The organism is Vreelandella azerica (assembly GCF_013112225.1).
Classification (GTDB): domain Bacteria; phylum Pseudomonadota; class Gammaproteobacteria; order Pseudomonadales; family Halomonadaceae; genus Vreelandella; species Vreelandella azerica.
In genome coordinates, this window is record NZ_JABFHI010000002.1 from 247007 (window position 1) to 266319 (window position 19313).

The 19313-nt window shown below is 55.7% G+C and carries 21 protein-coding genes and 3 pseudogenes; 7 read left to right on the plus strand and 17 right to left on the minus strand.

Annotated features, from left to right (window positions below):
* Positions 1–5 precede the first annotated feature (5 nt).
* Complete coding sequence (locus tag HLB35_RS18220; protein WP_328731128.1) at positions 6–233, minus strand: hypothetical protein; 228 nt, start codon at positions 231–233, stop codon at positions 6–8.
* A gap of 8 nt (positions 234–241) precedes the next feature.
* Positions 242–373, minus strand: coding sequence for a hypothetical protein (locus tag HLB35_RS18225; RefSeq protein ID WP_328731130.1), 132 nt, complete (start codon positions 371–373; stop codon positions 242–244).
* A gap of 177 nt (positions 374–550) precedes the next feature.
* Between HLB35_RS18225 and HLB35_RS05240 the strand changes: the two genes are divergently transcribed.
* The 4 genes and pseudogenes from HLB35_RS05240 (at position 551) to HLB35_RS05255 (ending at position 2897) form a co-directional block, all read left to right on the plus strand.
* Positions 551–703 (plus strand): hypothetical protein, encoded by a 153-nt coding sequence (locus HLB35_RS05240; protein WP_216601410.1) that lies wholly within the window; start codon positions 551–553, stop codon positions 701–703.
* Between the two features lie 97 nt (positions 704–800).
* Positions 801–2077, plus strand: a pseudogene (locus tag HLB35_RS05245) (MFS transporter).
* 40 nt (positions 2078–2117) lie between these two features.
* Positions 2118–2642 (plus strand): retropepsin-like aspartic protease family protein, encoded by a 525-nt coding sequence (locus HLB35_RS05250; protein ID WP_171701782.1) that lies wholly within the window; start codon positions 2118–2120, stop codon positions 2640–2642.
* Positions 2643–2717: 75 nt separating this feature from the next.
* The gene (locus tag HLB35_RS05255) at positions 2718–2897 is read left to right on the plus strand and encodes a PLDc N-terminal domain-containing protein (protein ID WP_171701783.1); all 180 of its coding nucleotides are present in this window, start codon (positions 2718–2720) and stop codon (positions 2895–2897) included.
* Positions 2898–2985: 88 nt separating this feature from the next.
* Here HLB35_RS05255 and HLB35_RS05260 read toward each other — a convergent pair whose 3' ends face one another.
* The gene (locus tag HLB35_RS05260; protein ID WP_171701613.1) at positions 2986–3147 is read right to left on the minus strand and encodes a hypothetical protein; all 162 of its coding nucleotides are present in this window, start codon (positions 3145–3147) and stop codon (positions 2986–2988) included.
* 202 nt (positions 3148–3349) lie between these two features.
* Here HLB35_RS05260 and HLB35_RS05265 point away from each other — a divergent pair, with 202 nt between their 5' ends.
* Together HLB35_RS05265 and HLB35_RS05270 are read left to right on the plus strand one after the other, a co-directional pair.
* Positions 3350–4108 (plus strand): winged helix-turn-helix domain-containing protein, encoded by a 759-nt coding sequence (locus tag HLB35_RS05265; protein WP_171701784.1) that lies wholly within the window; start codon positions 3350–3352, stop codon positions 4106–4108.
* A gap of 53 nt (positions 4109–4161) precedes the next feature.
* The gene (locus HLB35_RS05270; protein WP_328731132.1) at positions 4162–5748 is read left to right on the plus strand and encodes an ATP-binding protein; all 1587 of its coding nucleotides are present in this window, start codon (positions 4162–4164) and stop codon (positions 5746–5748) included.
* On the opposite strand, the pseudogene HLB35_RS05275 reads toward HLB35_RS05270, so the two are convergent.
* From HLB35_RS05275 to hemB, 3 genes and pseudogenes are all read right to left on the minus strand, one after another.
* Positions 5737–6674 (minus strand): annotated as a pseudogene (locus tag HLB35_RS05275) (LysR family transcriptional regulator). The gene HLB35_RS05270 and the pseudogene HLB35_RS05275 sit on opposite strands and share 12 nt — an antisense overlap.
* A 12-nt stretch (positions 6675–6686) precedes the next feature.
* The gene (gene ppk1, locus HLB35_RS05280; protein WP_171701785.1) at positions 6687–8876 is read right to left on the minus strand and encodes a polyphosphate kinase 1; all 2190 of its coding nucleotides are present in this window, start codon (positions 8874–8876) and stop codon (positions 6687–6689) included.
* Between the two features lie 121 nt (positions 8877–8997).
* Positions 8998–10011 carry a porphobilinogen synthase gene (hemB, locus tag HLB35_RS05285; protein ID WP_171701786.1) on the minus strand — a complete coding sequence of 338 codons (1014 nt, stop codon included), beginning with the start codon at positions 10009–10011 and terminating at the stop codon, positions 8998–9000.
* A gap of 154 nt (positions 10012–10165) precedes the next feature.
* Here hemB and elbB point away from each other — a divergent pair, with 154 nt between their 5' ends.
* Positions 10166–10825 (plus strand): isoprenoid biosynthesis glyoxalase ElbB, encoded by a 660-nt coding sequence (gene elbB, locus HLB35_RS05290; protein WP_171701787.1) that lies wholly within the window; start codon positions 10166–10168, stop codon positions 10823–10825.
* A gap of 81 nt (positions 10826–10906) precedes the next feature.
* On the opposite strand, the gene tatC is transcribed toward elbB, so the two are convergent.
* From tatC to HLB35_RS05345, 11 genes and pseudogenes are all read right to left on the minus strand, one after another.
* On the minus strand, positions 10907–11695 hold the full coding sequence (tatC, locus tag HLB35_RS05295; protein ID WP_171701788.1) for a twin-arginine translocase subunit TatC: 789 nt from the start codon (positions 11693–11695) through the stop codon (positions 10907–10909).
* Positions 11692–12192, minus strand: coding sequence for a Sec-independent protein translocase protein TatB (gene tatB, locus HLB35_RS05300; RefSeq protein ID WP_171701789.1), 501 nt, complete (start codon positions 12190–12192; stop codon positions 11692–11694). Before tatB ends, tatC begins: the two co-directional genes overlap by 4 nt.
* 3 nt (positions 12193–12195) lie before the next feature.
* Positions 12196–12462: a Sec-independent protein translocase subunit TatA gene (gene tatA, locus HLB35_RS05305; RefSeq protein WP_171701790.1), complete on the minus strand. Its 267-nt coding sequence runs from the start codon at positions 12460–12462 to the stop codon at positions 12196–12198.
* 55 nt (positions 12463–12517) lie between these two features.
* A complete protein-coding gene (locus tag HLB35_RS05310) occupies positions 12518–12883 on the minus strand; it encodes a phosphoribosyl-ATP diphosphatase (protein WP_235936998.1) in 366 nt (121 codons plus the stop codon).
* Positions 12884–12961: 78 nt separating this feature from the next.
* Entirely contained in the window at positions 12962–14584 is a 1623-nt protein-coding gene (gene ubiB / locus HLB35_RS05315) for a ubiquinone biosynthesis regulatory protein kinase UbiB (protein WP_171701791.1), read from the minus strand.
* On the minus strand, positions 14581–15234 hold the full coding sequence (locus HLB35_RS05320; protein ID WP_171701792.1) for a ubiquinone biosynthesis accessory factor UbiJ: 654 nt from the start codon (positions 15232–15234) through the stop codon (positions 14581–14583). The genes ubiB and HLB35_RS05320 overlap by 4 nt, the downstream gene beginning before the upstream one ends.
* A gap of 34 nt (positions 15235–15268) precedes the next feature.
* Positions 15269–16024 (minus strand): bifunctional demethylmenaquinone methyltransferase/2-methoxy-6-polyprenyl-1,4-benzoquinol methylase UbiE, encoded by a 756-nt coding sequence (gene ubiE, locus HLB35_RS05325; protein WP_171701793.1) that lies wholly within the window; start codon positions 16022–16024, stop codon positions 15269–15271.
* Positions 16025–16156: 132 nt separating this feature from the next.
* Positions 16157–16539, minus strand: a pseudogene (locus HLB35_RS05330) (gamma-butyrobetaine hydroxylase family protein).
* A gap of 139 nt (positions 16540–16678) precedes the next feature.
* Positions 16679–18001, minus strand: a complete 1323-nt coding sequence (hslU, locus tag HLB35_RS05335) for an ATP-dependent protease ATPase subunit HslU (protein ID WP_171701794.1) — start codon at positions 17999–18001, stop codon at positions 16679–16681.
* Between the two features lie 3 nt (positions 18002–18004).
* Positions 18005–18523 (minus strand): ATP-dependent protease subunit HslV, encoded by a 519-nt coding sequence (hslV, locus tag HLB35_RS05340; protein ID WP_171701795.1) that lies wholly within the window; start codon positions 18521–18523, stop codon positions 18005–18007.
* Positions 18524–18673: 150 nt separating this feature from the next.
* On the minus strand, positions 18674–19312 hold the full coding sequence (locus HLB35_RS05345; RefSeq protein ID WP_328731138.1) for an SPOR domain-containing protein: 639 nt from the start codon (positions 19310–19312) through the stop codon (positions 18674–18676).
* Position 19313 lies beyond the last annotated feature (1 nt).

Sequence of the window (19313 nt, forward strand, 5' to 3'; positions counted from 1 at the left end):
GTCTTTCATGACCGCTTGTTGGGTTGGTCGCGGTCTGCGTTTTTGACCTCATAGTGGCCTTCCAGGGTGTGCTGGGAGGCGCGGCTTTCGCGGTGAGCGCTGCCACTGCCAATATCCTGGGCCTGCTGGGCGCGTATCTCGTCCATGCGTTTGTTCATCTTGCGACGCAGAAACGGCATCATGGCCCAACCGACCAGCATGAACACCAGCCCAAGCAGCACGGCAACCAGCATGAGTGCGCCTACCGCCAGCCAGATAAAAACAGCTTGATGGAACCCAGTAGGCCGGTGGGACGTGTCTGGGCGGCGCGTGCTCGCCATTGGTTAGCTGCCTGCCAGGCGGCGTTGCGCTGCTCGCGATCGTTGTGTGGCATTCCTGTCTCCAGATGGGTTACTCGACCCATTGGAACCTCAATTCAGGCACAAGTTCACGCTGTTTAATGCGGCTGTTGTTTGTGCCGATCTTGTATATGATGAGCGTTGACGCTGATCGTTGGCTTGTAGCGTGAAACACGCCGGCCGCAGGACATAAATGACAGGCAGGGTGATTGATGATGCGACAAGTACGACGTGGAGCGACTCGCCGAACACAACCCTCAGGGGCCTTTGACCGCTGGTTGAACTTGGCTGTCAGCATTGCCGTTGGGGTAGCGCTACTGGTAGGGCTGGCCGCCGTGCTGGCGCATCTGTTCTTTACTCCTTGACATGATTGCTGACGAAATGATTCCTGACTCTTATGCTGGAAACCTGCTGACAGAGAGCCGCCGTTTGGCCTCCCGGCGTGAAATATTTGGTTGGGCAATGTTCGATTTTGCCAATCAGGCCTTCACCTTGCTGATCATTACCGTGGTCTTTGGCGAGCTGTTCACTACCGTTATCGTCGGTGATCGCGGCGATAACTTTCGCCTTGCCAACCTGCTCTGGAGTCTAGCGCTGGCAGTGAGCTTCCTGCTGGTGGTGCTAACCGCGCCCCTGTGCGGTGCAATAATGGATTATCGCGCCGAGAAGAAGCGCTTCTTGTTTGCCAGTTACCTGGCCACAGTGGTTGCTACGGCGCTGCTCTACTTTGTGGAACCTGGCTATATATGGCTGGGGATGCTGCTGATCATCGTGTCCAATTATGCCTATTCCATGGGCGAGTCCTTTATTGCCGCGTTTTTGCCTGAACTGGGCCCACCGGAGTTTCTGGGCAAAATTTCCGGTTTTGGCTGGGCACTGGGCTATATCGGTGGCCTGTGCGCGGCAGGCTTCACCCTGATTGTGCTGGGCGAGGCCAGCGCTGAAAACTATGAGCGGATTCGCTGGGTGGGGCCTTTTGCAGCAGGCTTTTTCTGCTGGCGGCTATTCCAACCTTTGTATGGCTGAAAGAACGCGGTCAGGCGCAGTCGGTGGCCACTAACTATCACCAGATTGCCTGGCGGCGAGTGACCACCACTCTGCATGAACTACATCGCTTCCAGGATCTCAGCCGATTCCTTGTCTCGCTGCTGTTTTCAATGGCGGGGGTCTACATCATTATTGCCTTTGCGTTTATCTACGGTGCTCAGGTGATTGGCTGGGATGAAAGTGTCCGTAATATCATGTTTATCATTGTTCAGATAACCGCCGCTGCCGGCGCGGTGGGGCTGGGCTGGGTACAGGATCGTATTGGCGCCAAGCGCACCTACCAGATCACCTTGCTGCTGTGGGTGTCGGCGATTATCGCCATCTGGGCAACGCCACAGGTCACGGCTCTGGTCAACCATCAGTTTGGCTGGCAATGGCAGGCACAGTACGTCTTTCTTGTGGTCGGGTGTCTGGCCGGTTTAAGCCTGGGATCCAGCCAATCGGCCAGCCGTGCCCTGGTCGGGGTGTTTTCGCCGCTTTCCAAGTCTGCGGAGTTTTTTGGCTTCTGGGGGTTGGCCAACAAGCTGGCGGGTGTGCTGGGCATTGTGATGTTAGGCAGCCTACAGGCGGTGGTGGGGCTGCAGGGAGCTATCCTGCTGTGCGCGCTCCTGTTTGTAGTGGCGATTTTGGTCTGCATGGGTGTCAATGAGCGCCGTGGCCGTGAGGCGGCACAGCAATGGCGCGGCCTTTGAGTTTGTTATTGAAACTTTAGGCGGCCAGGAGAGACAAACAATGAGATGGCGCGAGTATGGCAGTAGCCTGATGATGATGTTGTTATTCTGGGTGCTGCTAATGGCGGTGGGCACTTGGTGGGTTCATGGCGGCTGGCAAGCCATGCTGCATCCTAATACGCACATTCTGGAAACTGCTGAGCCGGGCAAACCGCTGACGCTCAAACGTAATCGTGCTGGCCATTTTGAAGCCCCAGGTTTCATTAACGGGCAGCCGGTCACTTTTTTGCTGGATACCGGTGCTACCTACGTGGCTGTGCCCGCCAACCTGGCTGATGAACTGGGCCTGGAACCCGGTCGCAGCACCTGGTTCAACACTGCTAATGGCCGGGTCGAAGGGGCCTTGACGCACTTGGATGAGGTGCGCTTGGGCGCTATTCATATGGCGGATGTACAGGGCTCGATCAGCCCGGAAAGCGAACAGGATATCGTGCTGCTGGGAATGAGTTTTCTTGGCTTGCTCAATATTCAGATGCAGCAGGGCGAGATGAGAATTCGACCTCCTGAAGAAGCGGTATCGCAATAAATGGCGACGGTTGACGGCAGGTCGAGGCAGGCTGATTGACTTTATTTTTTACGTTAAACAGAGAAGAGAGACACAATGGGAATTGAAGTAGGCGGGCTGCTGGGCCTGATCTGGTTGGTTATTCTGATTTGGGCCATTGTCAAGGTTGCCAAAAGCTCATCAGGTGCCATATCCAAACTGTTATGGATCCTGATTCTGCTGTTTTTCCCGCTGGTCGGGTTTATTATCTGGCTGCTGCTGGGGCCTAAGGGATAGCCAGCCTCAGGCCCGTTGATAATGATGTTTCTATCAGGAGCTAAGCATTGACGCTTGCCTTCTGTACTTTGGTCTGCATCTTGAACGGTTATTCGTTATTGTCTTCTTTTACCGGCATTCTATAGTGCCCGGGCACTTTTAGACGCTCGCCATTAGGTAAGTCGTAAATCTGAGTGGGGACATAGACACGTTTGATAATGCTTTTGGGTTTGCTGTCAGGCATTGTCGTTGCCTCCTTAAAAGTTGACATTTCTTGACATTCCCACCTTAGTCGCCCGGCGAGAGGGATTCAAGGCGTCATATATCGGCTGAAACTAATAAAAATGTGCATTTCAAGACGATTAAAGCAGGTGAATATGGCTTTTTCAGGTATCCTGATACAGTGTAAACAGATGTTTCTTTGGCGGTTGATATAAGAAATGCAAAAGATTCAAGTGGAGTATATAAAACAAATGGTCGATGATTTAGAGAAGCGATTTGAGGAATTAGGCAATGAAGAGCCTGTGGCTCCAGATTTTCCTGATCAGGATCATGTGCTGATTATTGAAGATGATAAGCGCCTGGCTGAGCTGACCCGTGATTATCTGGAAGCCAATGGTTTCCAGGTATCGCTTGAGGCAGATGGTGCCAAAGGGGTAGAGCGTATTCTGACCTTGCAGCCGGATCTAGTGGTTCTTGATCTGATGCTGCCAGGAGAAGATGGGTTATCAATATGTCGGCGAGTGCGGCCTAATTTTTCTGGCCCTATCATGATGATGACGGCGCGCACTGATGACCTGGATCAGGTGCTGGGCCTGGAAATGGGCGCTGATGATTACGTCTCCAAACCGGTTCAGCCACGAGTATTACTGGCCCGGATGCGCGCCCTATTGCGTCGAGCTGACCAGCCATCGCCCACTGGCGAAGTTCGATTACGTTTTGAGAATCTTGAAATTGATAACGCAACCCGGGAGGCCTGGCTGTCAGGAGAGCGCATTGACCTGACCAGCGCAGAATTTGACCTGCTATGGTTGCTCGCCAGCAATGCAGGCCACGTGCTGACTCGGGAAGAAATTTTTACTGAGTTGCGCGGTATCAAATATGATGGCCAGGATCGTTCGATTGATGTACGTGTGTCGCGTATCCGCCCGAAGATTGGTGACGACCCTCACCAGCCGCATCGCATCAAGACCGTGCGCAGCAAAGGCTATCTGTTTGTTAAGGATAGCTAGAGTAGAACAAAAGCGAAGGACGATGACTGCTTGCCGGGCAAGCTGAGAGGATTATGCGCTGGATAAAATACCGTGGCTCCTTTTTACGCTTTTATCTGCTTCTGGGGCTAACGCTGTTGGCAATCTTCCTGATTGCCATGACAGGGCGGATCTTGATTGAGAAGGTGGGCCACGATGATTATCGGGAGCAGTTAGCACACTTTCCCATGGCGGTGCTAATGGCTGAACTTGCGCCGTTGTCAGTCGTTGAGCGTGAACAGCGCCTGCCTGCACTGAGCCAGCGGCTGGGTTCAACGGTGGAGCTTGATCTGGTGTCTGTGGCAGACGCTGACCTGACCTTTTTCGAACAGCAGCGCTTGAATCGCGGCGGCGTACTGGTTGAAACCGCCCCATGGCGGTTGCGTCAACGCCTGAGGAACTCTTCCTGGTTACTCAGCCTGACCCTGGATGAATGGCAAGAGCAGCAGTGGCAGGCAACGGTAGCGCTAGCCGCTGAAGGTCTGGCTAGCCTACCCTTAGAGCGCCGTGAAGCGCGTCTTGACGAACTGGCCAGTACACGCTGGAGCTTGCGCCTGGCCAATCAGCTGCCGGACGATCTGTCTGTCCAGCAGCACCAGACGCTGGCCCGCGGCGAAGTGGTCACCCGCCTTGCTGGGGAACGCCTCGATATCACCCTGTTAACCCCTCTTTCAGGCACATCGCCACTAGGCCCTCCATGGCTTGAAGCTGAGCTTCCCGCCTATGACGACCCCTTGCCGCTGCACCTGCATCTGATGCTGCTATTGAGCGTCATGATGATTCTCACCCTGGTGATCTACCTGATCATGCGCAATATCGAATCACGTATGGCTCGCCTGGAGCTGGCTGCCACGCGTATTGCCAGCGGTCGTCTGGAAACACGTGTCAAAGTCCAGCAAGGTGATTTTCTCGGCCGTCTGGGCATGGCATTCAATGCCATGGCAAGCCAGGTGCAGACGCTGTTGCGCGGCCAGCAGGAGATGATTCGCGCTGTTTCCCATGAGCTGCGCACGCCAGTGGCACGAATTCGCTTTGCCGTACAGATGGTGGAAGACATGACCGATAAACCGGTCATTCAACGCCAACTGCAAGGTATCGACGCCGATATTTCCGAGCTGGATAAGCTGGTTGACGAGATTCTTACTTATGCGCGCCTGGATGGTGATGCCGTCAATGCGACCGAGATGGAAACCTCGCTGGTAGATTGCCGTGCCATGGTAGAGCGGGTGCTGGATACTCTGGCGCCACTGCATGACAACATGACCCTGGCGCTGTTGCCTGGGCCTGATACAGAGCTGCTTGCCGAACCGCGCTATTTGCAGCGGGCACTACAGAATCTGGTCAGCAATGCTTGCCGATATGGCCGTTCTCGCGTCGAAGTGCGAGTTTGGGATGAGCCACACCTGGTGCGCATCGATGTAGAGGATGATGGCCCCGGGGTGCCGAAAGAGTCGCGCACAGAGATTTTCAAGCCCTTTACCCGCCTGGATGACAGCCGTGCACGTAGCTCTGGCGGCTATGGTCTGGGCCTTTCGATTGTGCAGAAAATTATCATCAGGCACGGGGGAGTATCACCACTGACACTAGCCCCCACCTGGGTGGCGCGCGTTTTACGCTGTTGATTCCATATCGCGATTCGCTGGCTTGATCCCCGCGAGTACCGCAAAAGAGGTGGCACGTGCGGTGTCCAGAAAATCTTTTATCCACGGCATTTCCAGGCTTTCTTCGCGAATGGCTGCGTATAAGGTGTTCCATACTCCCTGTTCGCCGAGCTTGACCGCTACGACATAATCGCGCTGCAGGTATTCGGTCAGTGCCCAGTTGGGAAGAGCGCACACGCCACGACCACTGGCCACCAGTTGCATCATCATTAGGGTAAGTTCAGCGGTGCGGATTTCTTTGGGCCGTACCTTGGCGGGGGTCAGGAAATGGCTAAATACATCCAGGCGGGTGTGCTCAACCGGATAGGTGATCAGGGTTTCATCAGCAAGCTGTGACGGTGTGACAAAGCGCTGCTGTGCAAAAGGGTGCTGACGGGCAACTGCCAATAAGCCTTCATAGCGAAAGAGCGGCGCATAGTGAACGCCTTCCAGCGGCTGGGGATCGGCTGTAATCACCAGATCCAGCTGCTCACGGGCAAGCGCCGGTAAAGGGTCAAAATGATGCCCCCGGGTATATCGATTTCCACTTCCGGCCAGTGGTCACGAAAATGATCCACCGTGGGCATCAGCCACTGAAAACAGCTGTGGCATTCGATAGCCATATGCAGGCGCCCTTGTTCAGCGCCGGCCATTTTGGCGATATCCCGCTCGGCACGGCGCACTTCCGGCAGGATGCTGTCAGCCAGGTGAAGAAGCCGCAGACCCGCCCGGGTAAATTCCACCGGGCGGGTTTTGCGTACAAAAAGCGCGGCATCCATACGGTTTTCCAAATCTTTCAGCTGATGGGAAAGTGCCGATTGGGTCAGGTGTACCCGCTCGGCCGCTTCCACCAGAGAACCCGTTTCACGCAGGGCCAGCAAGGTGCGCAGATGGCGTAATTCGATCATCCTACGAGCATATCAGCTTTTCGACGCATAGGCGTAAAGTAAGGTTTCCTGGGCGCTGATCGGGGCGCCGTCGCCATGGCCCTGGAGTTGATAGCTGCCGTCTGATTGCAGTAGCCAGCTCTGGCAGTTGTCCACCAGGTAGGTCTCCAGATCTTTACGTACCCGGGTCGCAAGTTTTTTATCCAGCAGCGGAAAACAGGTTTCCACCCGGTGGAACATGTTGCGCGCCATAAAGTCAGCGCTGGAACACCAGGTTTCCGGCTTGCCGTCGTTATGGAAGTGAAATACCCGGGTATGCTCCAGGAAACGGCCAATAATCGAACGGACACGGATGTTCTCGGAGACGCCTTCAATGCCGGGTTTCAGACAGCACATGCCGCGAATGATCAGATCACATTCCACCCCTGCCTGAGAAGCGCGGTAGAGGGCCTTGATCAGCTTCGGCTCGGTCAGCGAGTTACATTTGACGATGATATGGGCACGTTTGCCCTTGCGGGCATTCTGGGCTTCTCGGTCAATCATTTCACAAAGCCGCTCATGCAGCGTGAAGGGTGCGTGCAGCAGGGTGTCAATGCGCCGTGCCCGGCCCATGCCGGAGAGCTGCTGGAAAACTCGGTGAACGTCGGCACACAGGGCTTCGTTAGCGGTCAGCAGGCTGTAGTCTGTATACAGCTTGGCCGTCTTGGAGTGATAGTTGCCGGTGCCAAGGTGCGCATAGTGACGCAGCGCGCCTTTTTCACGCCGCACGATATGCATCATCTTGGCGTGAGTTTTGTAGGCCATGACCCCATAGATGACGATAGCGCCAGCTTCCTGCAGGCGCGAGGCGAGCTGCAGGTTATCGGCTTCATCAAAGCGCGCGCGCAGCTCAATCACCACGGTGACTTCCTTGCCCTGGCTTGCCGCATCTACCAGGGCGCTAACAATCGGGGAATCCGCACCGGTGCGGTAGAGGGTCTGTTTGATTGCCAGTACGTCCGGGTCGCGAGCGGCTTCGCTGAGCAGATCCTCAATGGGGGTAAAGGACTGAAACGGATGATGCAGTAGAATATCGCTTTTGCTGATGGCGTTAAACAGGCTGCCGCTCTTGAGTGACTTGGGTACACCGGGCGTAAAGGGGCGATAAAGCATCTCGGGCCGGTCAACGTCGCCCAGTACGGCCATCATGCGGGTCAGGTTGACTGGGCCCTCTACCCGGTAAAGATCTTCCTGTTCCAGGTTAAACTGGCGCAGCAGGAAGTTGATCAGGTCTTCCGGGCAGTTATCCGCCACTTCAAGGCGTACCCCGCTGCCATAGCGGCGGGCAAGTAATTCTCCGCGTAGCGCAGAGGCCAGGTCGGAGACTTCTTCCGGGTCGACGGTCATATCCGCGTTGCGGGTCAGGCGGAATTGGTAGCAGCCGCGTACCTGCATGCCGGGGAACAGCTCTTCGGCATGGGCATGAATCATCGAGGACAGGAAGACATATTCCGAATAGCCTTCTTCACACAGTTCCTTGGGTAGCGTCATCAGACGCGGCAGCGAGCGTGGGGCAGGCAGAATCGCCATGCCTCCGGCACGGCCAAAGGCATCCTTGCCTTCAAGCTCAACAATAAAGTTAAGGCTTTTGTTAACCAGGCGGGGGAAGGGGTGAGAGGGGTCCAACCCGATAGGGCTGATGACCGGCATTATTTCGTTGTTGAACATTTCCCGCACCCAGTCTTTCTGGGCTTGAGTCCACTGGCTGCGGCGCCGAAAACGCAGGCCTTGAGCTTCCAGGGCAGGCAAGAGGGTATCGTTGAGAATCTTGTACTGGCGGGCAATCTGCTCGTGAGCGATCTGTGAGATTTCGCTCAGCACGGCTTTAGGCAGTCGGCCATCGGCCCCTGTGGTGTCATCACCCAAGGCGATTTGATGCTTCAGGCCAGCGACCCGTATCTCAAAAAACTCATCCATATTGGACGAGAAAATAAGCAGGAACATCAGGCGGTTAAGTAATGGGTGCGCGTCATCCAGGGCCTGTTCAAGCACGCGGATATTGAACTGCAGATGAGAAAGTTCGCGGTTGAAATACAGCTGGGGATCATCCAGATCGGTTTCCAACTGACTTTCCCGTGCTTGCACACCGGTGGTAGTGCGGTTAACCCGCAAGGTCGGCGTGTCGTGTTCTCCAGCCATGGATTCAGTCCCTGTCTTCGGTTGTTGTTCACCGGTGGTATCCATCACTGCTCCTGATTCATCAAATTTGCCATTCTTTCTTCCATTATGGACGATAAAAATGACAAATGGGTGTCACCAAAAGGTCATCTGGCGTTCATTGGCCAGAATGGACAGCCGTGCCTGTTTAGCCATTGGCCTTGAGTAGCCGAGCCGCGTCGAGTGCAAAGTAGCTGAGAATGCCATCGGCACCTGCGCGTTTGAAGCACATCAGTGATTCGATAATCACGCTGTCGGCGTCTAACCAGCCATTATCAAAGGCGGCACGATGCATGGCGTATTCGCCGCTGACCTGATAGGCAAAGGTGGGTACCTGAAGCTCATGTTTTACTCGGCGAACTACATCCAGGTAGGGCATGCCCGGTTTGACCATGACCATATCGGCGCCTTCGGCAATATCCATGGCCACTTCGTGGAGGGCTTCATCGCTGTTGGCTGGGTCCATCTGGTAGGTGCGCTTGTCGGCCTTGCCCAGATTACCTGCAGAACCGACGGCATCTCGGAAGGGGCCATAGTAGTGGGAGGCATACTTGGCGCTATAGGCCATGATACGGACGTTATGCAGGTGTTCCTGCTCAAGCACCTGGCGAATCGACCCGATACGGCCATCCATCATGTCTGAGGGAGCGACCACATCCGCACCGGCTTCGGCATGGGAAAGCGCCTGCTTGAGCAGGGTGTCGACCGTGCGGTCGTTGATCACATAGCCCTGCTCATCAATGATGCCGTCCTGGCCATGGCTGGTGTAGGGGTCGAGTGCTACATCGGTGATAATGCCAAGTTCAGGCAGGGCCGCCTTTAGTGCCCGTACGCTGCGCTGCACCAGCCCTGCCGAGTTGTAGGCTTCTTCGGCAAGTTCTGATTTCTGTTCCGGGCCGACCACCGGAAACAGTGCCAGAGCAGGGATGCCGAGCGCATAGGCTTCCCGAGCCTGTTCAATCAGCAGATCTAGTGACAGGCGCTCAACGCCGGGCATGGAAGGAACAGCCTGACGCTGATTTTCACCCTCCAGTACAAACATCGGCAGAATAAGGTCGGCGGCAGAAAGGCTGTTTTCCTGCATCAGGCGGCGTGAAAAAGCATCGCGGCGCATGCGGCGCATACGCGTGGCAGGAAAGTGACGCTGGGTGGGAGTCGTCAATGCTGTTCTCCTTGTTTCTCTATAAGGGGGTATGCAATCAGTATCTGTGCAAAGTATATCAGTCTACTGATAAGGCGAAAGCTGGCTTGTGGCTGTCACATAAACTGCCTAAAGTAGACGGCTGTTAATAAAATGCTATACAAGAGGATACTTCATGACAAAACAGGTCGCAGTCATTCTGGCCGGATGCGGTGTATACGACGGCTCCGAAATCTATGAAACCACTTTGACGCTGCTGCGTCTGGATCAGCTGGGTATTGGTTATCACTGCTTTGCACCGGATATGGATCAGCATCAGGTGATTAATCATGTCACCCAGCAAACCACACAAGGCGAAACGCGCAACGTGCTGGAAGAGTCAGCTCGGCTGGCGCGTGGTGATATCAGCCCGTTAAGTGAGCTGGATGCTGGTAATTTTGATGCGGTGATTGTGCCCGGCGGCTTCGGGGTGGCACAGAACCTGTGTGATTTCGCCGTTCAGGGCGACAATATGCAGGTTCTGGAACCGCTTAAAGAGGTGCTGGAAGCCTTCCGTGAAGACGCCAAGCCAATTGGTCTGATATGTATTGCGCCGGTCATGGTGCCGCGCCTGCTCGGGGAAGGCATTGCTGTCACTATTGGCCACGACCCTGGGGTTGCCGGCGCCATCAGCGCCATGGGCGGCCTGCACCGCAGCTGCGGCGTTGAAGAGATTGTGGTCGATTTTGAGAACCGTGTGGTGACCACTCCCGCCTATATGCTGGCGACCCGGATCAGCGAGGCCGCCACCGGGGTTTTCAAACTGGTAGAACGCATTGATGAAATGATGGGCTGACAGGGCGTTAACTAATTAAAAAACCTCCGCTATGTGGATGATAGCGAAGGTTTTTTTATGCAAGCTTATAAAGTTTAAGCGTTAGCCGTTCTCGCTGAGCTCGTCTTCTTCTGCATCCTTGACGGCTTTGCGGCGTACCAACCTTCCAAACAGCAGACCAACCTCGTAAAGCAGGTACATGGGCACGGCCAGCAGGCTTTGCGAGACCACATCGGGCGGTGTCAGCAGCATGCCGACTACAAAGCAGCCGAGAATGATATAGGGGCGCTTCTTGGAAAGACTTTCCACGGTGGTAGCGCCACTGAAAATCAGCAGGAAAGTGGCAATCGGAATTTCAAACGCCACCCCAAAGGCGAAAAACAGCTTCAACACAAAATTCAGATACTGGTTGATATCCGTCATTACCTGAATCTCTTCCGGACCCGTCTGGGTGAAGAAGGCAAACAGTAACGGAAACACCACGTAATAGGCAAAGGCGGCTCCCGCATAGAAAAGCCCGACGCTTGATATCAGCAGCGGAATCGCCAGCGCCTTTTCATTATCGTAAAGCCCGGGCGCAACAAACGACCACGCCTGATGAAGAATGAAGGGCACCGCCGCAAATACTGCCACCACAAGGGTTAGCTTGAAGGGCGCCAGAAAGGGCGAAGCCACTTCGGTGGCAATCATCTGCGAGCCTTCAGGCAGCAGTGCCATTAGCGGTTGGGCCACAAATGTGTAGATATCATTGGCAAACGCGTACAGGCCAAGAAAGATCACCAGCACGACTATCACGGCACGCATCAGGCGTGAGCGAAGTTCGATCAGGTGTTCAATCAAAGGTGCTTGTGCCTGTTTGGCTTGCTGATCCTGAGAGTCACCGCTGCTCATCGGGGATTGCTATCCTGTTGAGTCGACGTCGTGTGGGAAGACGTACTGGAAGAGGACGGAGAAGTCTGTGGGTTAGAAGCCTCGGCCGATGGCTTTTCCTGATCCTGAGTGCCTGAATCCGCAGTTGAAGTGCTGGTTTCACGCACTGTATTCAGGGCATCATCAATGCGTGCCGATGCGTCCGCTAGACGCTGTTCCTTGCTTGGTGAAACGCTGCTGCTGTCCGAAGATCTGGGAGCCTCGGCGATATTTTCAACGTCCTGCTTGGCTTTTTTGAGGCTGTCATCCAGCTTTTTCTGCTGCTCATTAAGCTTCTGGCGCAGTTCTTCTGATTCAAGCTGAGCGCTGATTTCACGCTGCATGCCGGATACCGAGCGCTTTATCCTGCCGATCCATAGCCCAGCGGTACGCGCCGCACGGGGCAGGCGTTCAGGGCCAAGTACCAATAACCCAACCACGGCGATGATCAGGATTTCAAGAAAACCGATATCCAGCATGGCTTATTTGCGCTCTTCGCTGTGTTCAGTATGCTTTTCCTGCGCCTGAACGTCATAGGTGTTGCCATTTTCCTCATGGCCGACCTTGGCCTGGGGCTCATCGGTGTCTTTTTTATCATCGGCTTTTTCTTCATCATGCATGGCTTTCTTGAAACCTTTTACCGCGCCGCCAAGGTCAGTGCCGACATTGCGCAGTTTCTTGGTGCCGAAAATCAGGATGATAATCCCCAGAACAATCAGCAACTGCCAAATACTGATGCCACCTAACATATGCGAGTCCTCGTGTGTGCTCGGCAAATCAACCGGAAAATAGATGTAATGACGATCAAGTCTTGTTACGAGAGGCTTTTTCGTCGTGACCTGACACACCAAAACGTCGTGCCAGTTCGTTAATCACAGCCTGGTGATCCAAGCCTAAGTGAGAAAGCATGACAAGACTATGAAACCACAAATCTGCCGTTTCGGCGATAAGCGCCTGCTGTTTACTTTGTTCGCCGCTTTCTGCGTCTTTGGCGGCAAGCAAGGTTTCAGTGGCTTCTTCACCTATTTTCTCAAGTATCTTGTTCAATCCCTTATGATGCAAGGAGGCAACATAGGATTCTTCTGGTGCTGCGTGACGACGTTGCCTGAGCACCTCGAACAGGGCATCGAGTACGGTGTCGTCAACGGTAGGCGATGGCATCTTGGTCATGATGTGTCCTTTTTACCGCTTACAGCGCTTTGTCGCTTAAAGCGTTTAAGTCTCAGTTATTACCATCCTGATAATGGCCTAGTGCCACACCAGGAGCAAAAGCCCGATGGCCGCTGCTGTCAGTACCGGCCAGTCCTGCACGCTGGCCCACTGGCTGAGCGGCTGCCAGGTAAGTGCAATGGCGAGCAGAATTAAACCGAGCTTGAGACGGTGATGGCGTTTGTTTTGCTGGGTCAGCGTGTGCCGGATGGTGTTAATAGCATCGGACTGCTGGTGGCGCTGGCGGTGTTCTTTCTCCATTCGGCTAAGGGTCTGGTGAGCCAGTACCGGCAGTTCAGGCAGCTGATGAGCAAGCTCTGGCGCCTGACGCTTGAGAGAGTCCCATAGCCCACGCGGGCCAGCACGTTCCTTCATCCAGCTTTCCAGAAATGGCCTTGCGGTGCTCCACAGATCAAGGTCGGGATACAGCTGGCGCCCCAGCCCTTCAATATTGAGCAGGGTTTTCTGCAGCAGCACCAGTTGGGGCTGTACTTCCATATTGAAGCGCCGGGCGGTCTGAAACAGCCCCAGCAAAACTTGCCCGAACGAAATGTCCTTTAACGGTTTTTCCAGAATCGGCTCACATACGGTACGGATGGCGGCGGCAAACTCATTGGCGCGGGTATCTTCGCTTACCCAACCGGATTCGATATGCAGCGCTGCCACTTCGTAATAATCCTGATGAAAGAAGGCTAGCAGGTTGCGCGCCAGATAATCCTGATCTTCCCGAGTCAGGCTGCCGACAATGCCGCAATCGATAGCGATGTACTGAGGGTTTTCCGGGTCATCGCAGTTAACAAATATATTGCCGGGGTGCATGTCGGCATGGAAGAAGTTGTCGCGAAATACTTGGGTAAAGAAAATTTCAACGCCACGCTCAGCGAGCTTTTTCAGGTTGGTGCCGCGGGCGCGCAGCGTCTCGGTATCCGCGACGGGTACGCCGCGAATGCGTTCCTGAACCATTACGTGGCGGCGGGTGTAGGTCCAGTGAATGGCCGGTACATAAAGCAGCGGCGAATCTTTGAAATTACGCTTTAGCTGAGAGGTACTAGCCGCTTCCTTGTAGAGATCAAGCTCGTCAAACAAGGTGGCTTCGTAGTCGCGAATGACCTCCACCGGGCGCAGACGACGCGCTTCGGGAATAAAGTTAACCAACCTGGCTAACTGATACATCAGGCCCATATCCTGGCCCATGACCCTGTCGATGCCGGGGCGAATAATCTTGACCACCACTTCTTCACCGCTATGCAGCTTGGCGACATGCACTTGGGCAATCGATGCCGAGGCCAGTGGTGTGCGGTTAAAACTGGCAAAGGCAGTGCTTAGCGACATGCCCATTTCTTTCTCGACTCTGTCAACCGCTGCGTCACCAGGAAAAGGCGGAACCTGATCCTGCAGACGCTTGAGTTCGTCAGCAATATCGGCTGGCAGCAAGTCGCGACGTGTGGAGAGCATCTGGCCGAATTTGACAAAAATGGGGCCAAGTTCTTCAAGGGCCAGTCGCAGCCGTTCGCTGCGCGGACGTTCACCGAGGGGAAACAGCTTGAGCGGTGAAATACTCACCAATAGGCGCAGCCACCAGGGCAGACGGGCCACCGGGATCAGGGTATCAAGGCGGTAGCGGGCAATTACCCAAGCAATGCGCAGCAGGCGCAGGCTCATGAGCCGGAATCTCCTTGTGACAAGCGTTGGGTCAGACGTCGGTGCAGGCGGTTAAGCCGAGCTTCCAGCCGGTCGGTGGATATTTCCAGCTCGCTGAGGTGATCGCGCAATACGTCGCGCTGCTGGCGACCAGGAAGCAGCTTGGCCTCTTCGAACACGTATTCAGACACGTCCGCCATCAGCTCATTGCTGGCACGTAGCCCCCAGCGGCCTGCACGACGTAAGCCTTCGGCAAGCGAGTGTGCGGGGATATCGCCCAGCCAGTTGGCCAGTTCACCTTCCCAGTCGATATCCAGGTCGGTCAATAGCTCCTGAGTGGCTTCAAGCAGCTGGATGCGCCCGCGCACCGATAGTTTGCCTTCAAACATCAAGCGCTCGACAGAGCTGCCGCTGACCCATTCCGAGAGGGTTTCCGGCGATAGTTCAACCACCGCATCGGCGCTGGTCTCATCAATGTCTTCGGCGCGTAGCAGGTCAATGCCAGACGGATGAAACGCCATCAACAGAGCCAACTGGGGCTGCTCAAGGCGAATCAGTAGGCGGCTGCCTGCCAGGGCATCCAGGCGCTGAGGGGAAGCCGGGTCGCGAGCCAGCAAGGCGTTCAGCATACGTTCGCAGCCTGCCAGCAGCAGGGCGGGAGTTACCAGCATGCCAACCTCACAGTGTGTTTGATAATGGCGTGCTTCATAGTTTGATGCCACGGTGCAGGGCGACAATGCCACCCGTCAGGTTGGTGTACTCGACACGCTCCAGCCCAGCGGCTTCCATCATCGCCTTGAGGGTTGGCTGATCGGGGTGCATGCGAATTGATTCTGCCAGATAGCGGTAGCTGTCGGCATCCCCTGCGACCATCTGGCCCATACGCGGCAATAGTCGGAAAGAGTATTCATCATAGGCCTTGGATAACAGGGGGTTAGCAGGTTTGGAAAACTCCAGCACCAGCAGACGCCCGCCCGGCTTGAGCACTCGTTGCATTGAGCGCAGAGCCGCATCTTTGTCAGTGACGTTGCGCAGACCAAAGGCGATGGTGATGCAGTCGAAGCTGTTATCTGGGAAGGGCAGGCATTCAGCATTAGCCTGAACGTATTCAACATTGCCGCCAACGCCGTTATCAATCAGCTTGTCGCGCCCGACGCGCAGCATGGAGGCGTTGATATCTGCCAGCACGACCTTGCCTCGGGGGCCGACCATGCGCGAAAACTTGAGCGTCAGGTCGCCGGTTCCACCGGCAATATCGAGCACCTGATGGCCAGGGCGAACGCCAGAACGTTCGATGGTGAGGCGTTTCCAGAGGCGGTGAACGCCCATCGACATCAGGTCATTCATGACATCGTAGCGGGCAGCCACGGAATGAAAGACGTCGGCGACGCGGGATGCTTTTTCATCAACGGGAACTTCTTGGTAACCGAAGTGAGTGGTACGTTTTTCTGTGGGGCTCATGGAGGGGCGGCTCCCGAATTCGAGACAGTGAAGGCCAGCCTGACGGTGTGTCAATGCCTGGCTGCAACCGTCGTTAAAAAGTTGCCGCTATTGTAGCCTTGTCAGGCTAGGCTTGTCTGCGCTTGGAGTCGCTTATACCTGTTTGATTTCAATACCCAGTGGCTCGCGGGAGGCGTCCGCCTCTTCCAGGCGCTGCAGATAGTCGCGCCAGTAAGCGTCCTGATGGGTGCCCAGGTCGTAAAGGTAGTTCCAGGTAAACAGGCCGCTGTCATGGCCATCGTCAAAATGCAGCTTGAGCGCATAGTTGCCTGCCTGGGTAATATTTTGCAGGCCAACAAATTTCTTGCCGACCTGCAAGACCGCTGTGTCGCCGCCATGGCCGCGTACCTCAGCGGAGGGTGAATAGACGCGCAGCAGTTCAATTGGGAGCAAAAAGTTTCGCCGCTGGCGTAGCCGAGTTCAAGCTCGCGGGCTTTGCGGTGATAGTGAACGCGGGAAGGGATGGGAGCGTCCATGGGATGCCTCATAAAGAAGTTGCTGTCAGTTTGACATTTACCATACGCAGACACTCGCTGGTCGTGCAAGATTTTCCGTCATCCTGAACGCCAGGTTGCCCGCCCAGAGAGGGCAACCTGGCAGCGCCTTGGCAACGGCTTAGAGGATATAGCGGGAGAGATCTTCGTCGACGGCCAGTTCGCCCAGCTGGGCGTTGACGTACTCAGCGTCAATCACCAGCGGCCCGTCAAGGTCGCCGCCCTTGAAAGAGGCTTCTTCAAGCAGGCGTTCCATAACAGTGTGTAGACGGCGGGCGCCGATATTTTCGGTGCCTTCGTTAACCTGCCAGGAAATTTCCGCAATCCGCTCAATGCCGTCTGGGGTGAACTCGACATCCAGCCCGTCAGTGGCCAATAGCGCCTGATACTGACGGGTCAGCGAGGCGGATGGCTCGGTCAGGATGCGCTTGAAGTCGCCTGGGGTCAGGGCATCCAGTTCGACGCGGATTGGCAGACGGCCCTGCAACTCAGGGATCAGATCCGAGGGGCGCGACAGGTGGAAAGCACCGGAGGCGATAAACAGGATGTGGTCGGTTTTGACCATGCCGTATTTGGTCGACACCGTGGAGCCTTCGATCAGCGGCAGCAGGTCACGCTGGACACCCTCACGGGAGACTTCGCCACCGCTGGACTGGCCGCTGCCCTTGGCTACCTTGTCGATTTCATCCAGAAAGACAATGCCATGCTGCTCAACCGCTTCTACCGCACGGGCCTTGATGTCTTCTTCATTGACCAGTTTGCCAGCTTCCTCATCGCGCAGCAGACCAAAGGCGTCTTTGACCGCAATTCGGCGGGTTTCGCGCTTTTGTTGGCCCATGTTGGAAAACAGGCTCTGCAGCTGGTTGGTCATTTCCTCCATGCCGGGCGGGGTCATGATATCGACGCTCGGCCCCTGCTGGGAGAGTTCGATATCGATTTCCTTATCGTCAAGCTGACCTTCGCGTAGTTTCTTGCGAAACGACTGGCGGGTGGCATTTTCTTCGCGGGGCTTATCTTCCTGGCCGCGCGGTGGAGGCAGCAGCGCATCCAGAATACGGTCTTCGGCGGCATCCTCAGCGCGGTGGCTGACTTCTTCCTTGGCGTGCTCGCGCACCATCTTGATGGCGGCTTCCATCAGGTCGCGAATGATCGATTCCACGTCACGCCCTACATAGCCCACTTCGGTGAACTTGGTCGCTTCGACCTTGATGAAAGGGGCCTTGGCCAGCTTGGCCAGGCGGCGGGCGATCTCGGTCTTGCCGACGCCTGTCGGGCCTATCATCAGGATATTCTTGGGGGTGACTTCACTGCGCAGGTCGGTGTCCAGCTGCATGCGGCGCCAGCGGTTACGCAGGGCAATCGCTACCGCCCGCTTGGCGTCTTTCTGGCCGATAATGTACTGGTCCAGGGCGTGGACAATCTCACGGGGAGTCATCTGTGTCATGGCTTATAGCTCTTCCATGGTGACGTGGTGATTGGTGAATACGCAGATGTCACCGGCGATTTCGAGGGACTTTTCGGTGATTTCGCGCGCGGAAAGCTCGGTGTTTTCCAGCAGTGCCCGGGCGCTGGCCAGGGCGTAGTTGCCACCTGAGCCAATGGCAATAATGCCGCGCTCGGGTTCCACCACATCGCCGTTGCCGGTAATAATCAGCGAGGCGCTGTGGTCAGCCACTGCCAGCAAGGCTTCCAGCCGACGCAGGGCGCGGTCGGTGCGCCAGTCCTTGGCCAGCTCCACGGCGGCCTTGGTCAGGTGGCCCTGGTATTTTTCCAGCTGCGCTTCAAAACGCTCAAACAGCGTAAAGGCATCAGCGGTGCCGCCGGCGAAACCGGCCAGCACCTTGCCGCGATACAGGCGGCGTACCTTGCTGGCATTGCCTTTCATCACGGTATTGCCCAGAGAGACCTGGCCATCGCCGGCGAGAGCGACCTGGTCGCCGCGACGCACAGAAACAATCGTAGTCATGGAGTGAGCTCCTTGTGGGAGGCGTGCTCCCGATGACGGTTCGGCTGCCCTTCAGCAGCCGGTGAAAAAGGATATTCACAACAGAATGCGGGCGGCTGATAAAAATCAACCGCCCGCGAGCAAGTGTTGGTGTAAACAGGCCAGATGGCGTCAATTCTGCAGCTGAATCAACAGTGGCTCGATTCCTTGTGTTCCCATCAGATCCTGAGCGCGATTAAGTTCGCGGGGGTCGTCGTAGGGGCCAACCTGAACGCGATGCCAGGTATTGCCATTGGCCTGTACCTCGCTGATATGCGCAAGCAGACTGAGGTTACGCAGCCGATCACGCATTTTGCCAGCATCGCTTGCGGAACGAAACGACGCTGCCTGAAGCATGTAGCGTTTCTGTTCTTCCTGAGTTTGTTCTTTCTGAGGCGCTGACGAAGTGGACGTCTCGGCGTTTTCCGTATTGTTGGCAGCAATCAGTGCCGCGATGGGGTCATCGTTGCTGACTGGCGTTGATTCGGCAATGGGTTCATCAGGCATGGCCGCCTGTTCGTCAGCGGTCAGTTGATTGGTAGCGCTGGCGGGCGCTTGTTCAGCATCATCGGCGGGGGCTGGTTCGGGCCGTGTCACCCGTGAGGGCACTACGCCATCGGGGGCAATAATCTCGGTTTCCGGTAGCAGGGTATAGAATTCGAAGGTCGGTGTGGAAGCCGCCTGATCGTTTTCACTGTTCTCACTTGTTTGGCCGTCAGGCTGTTCCTTGGAAATAATGGTTGCCTGGGGGCTTCGCTGGTATCCTGCCATG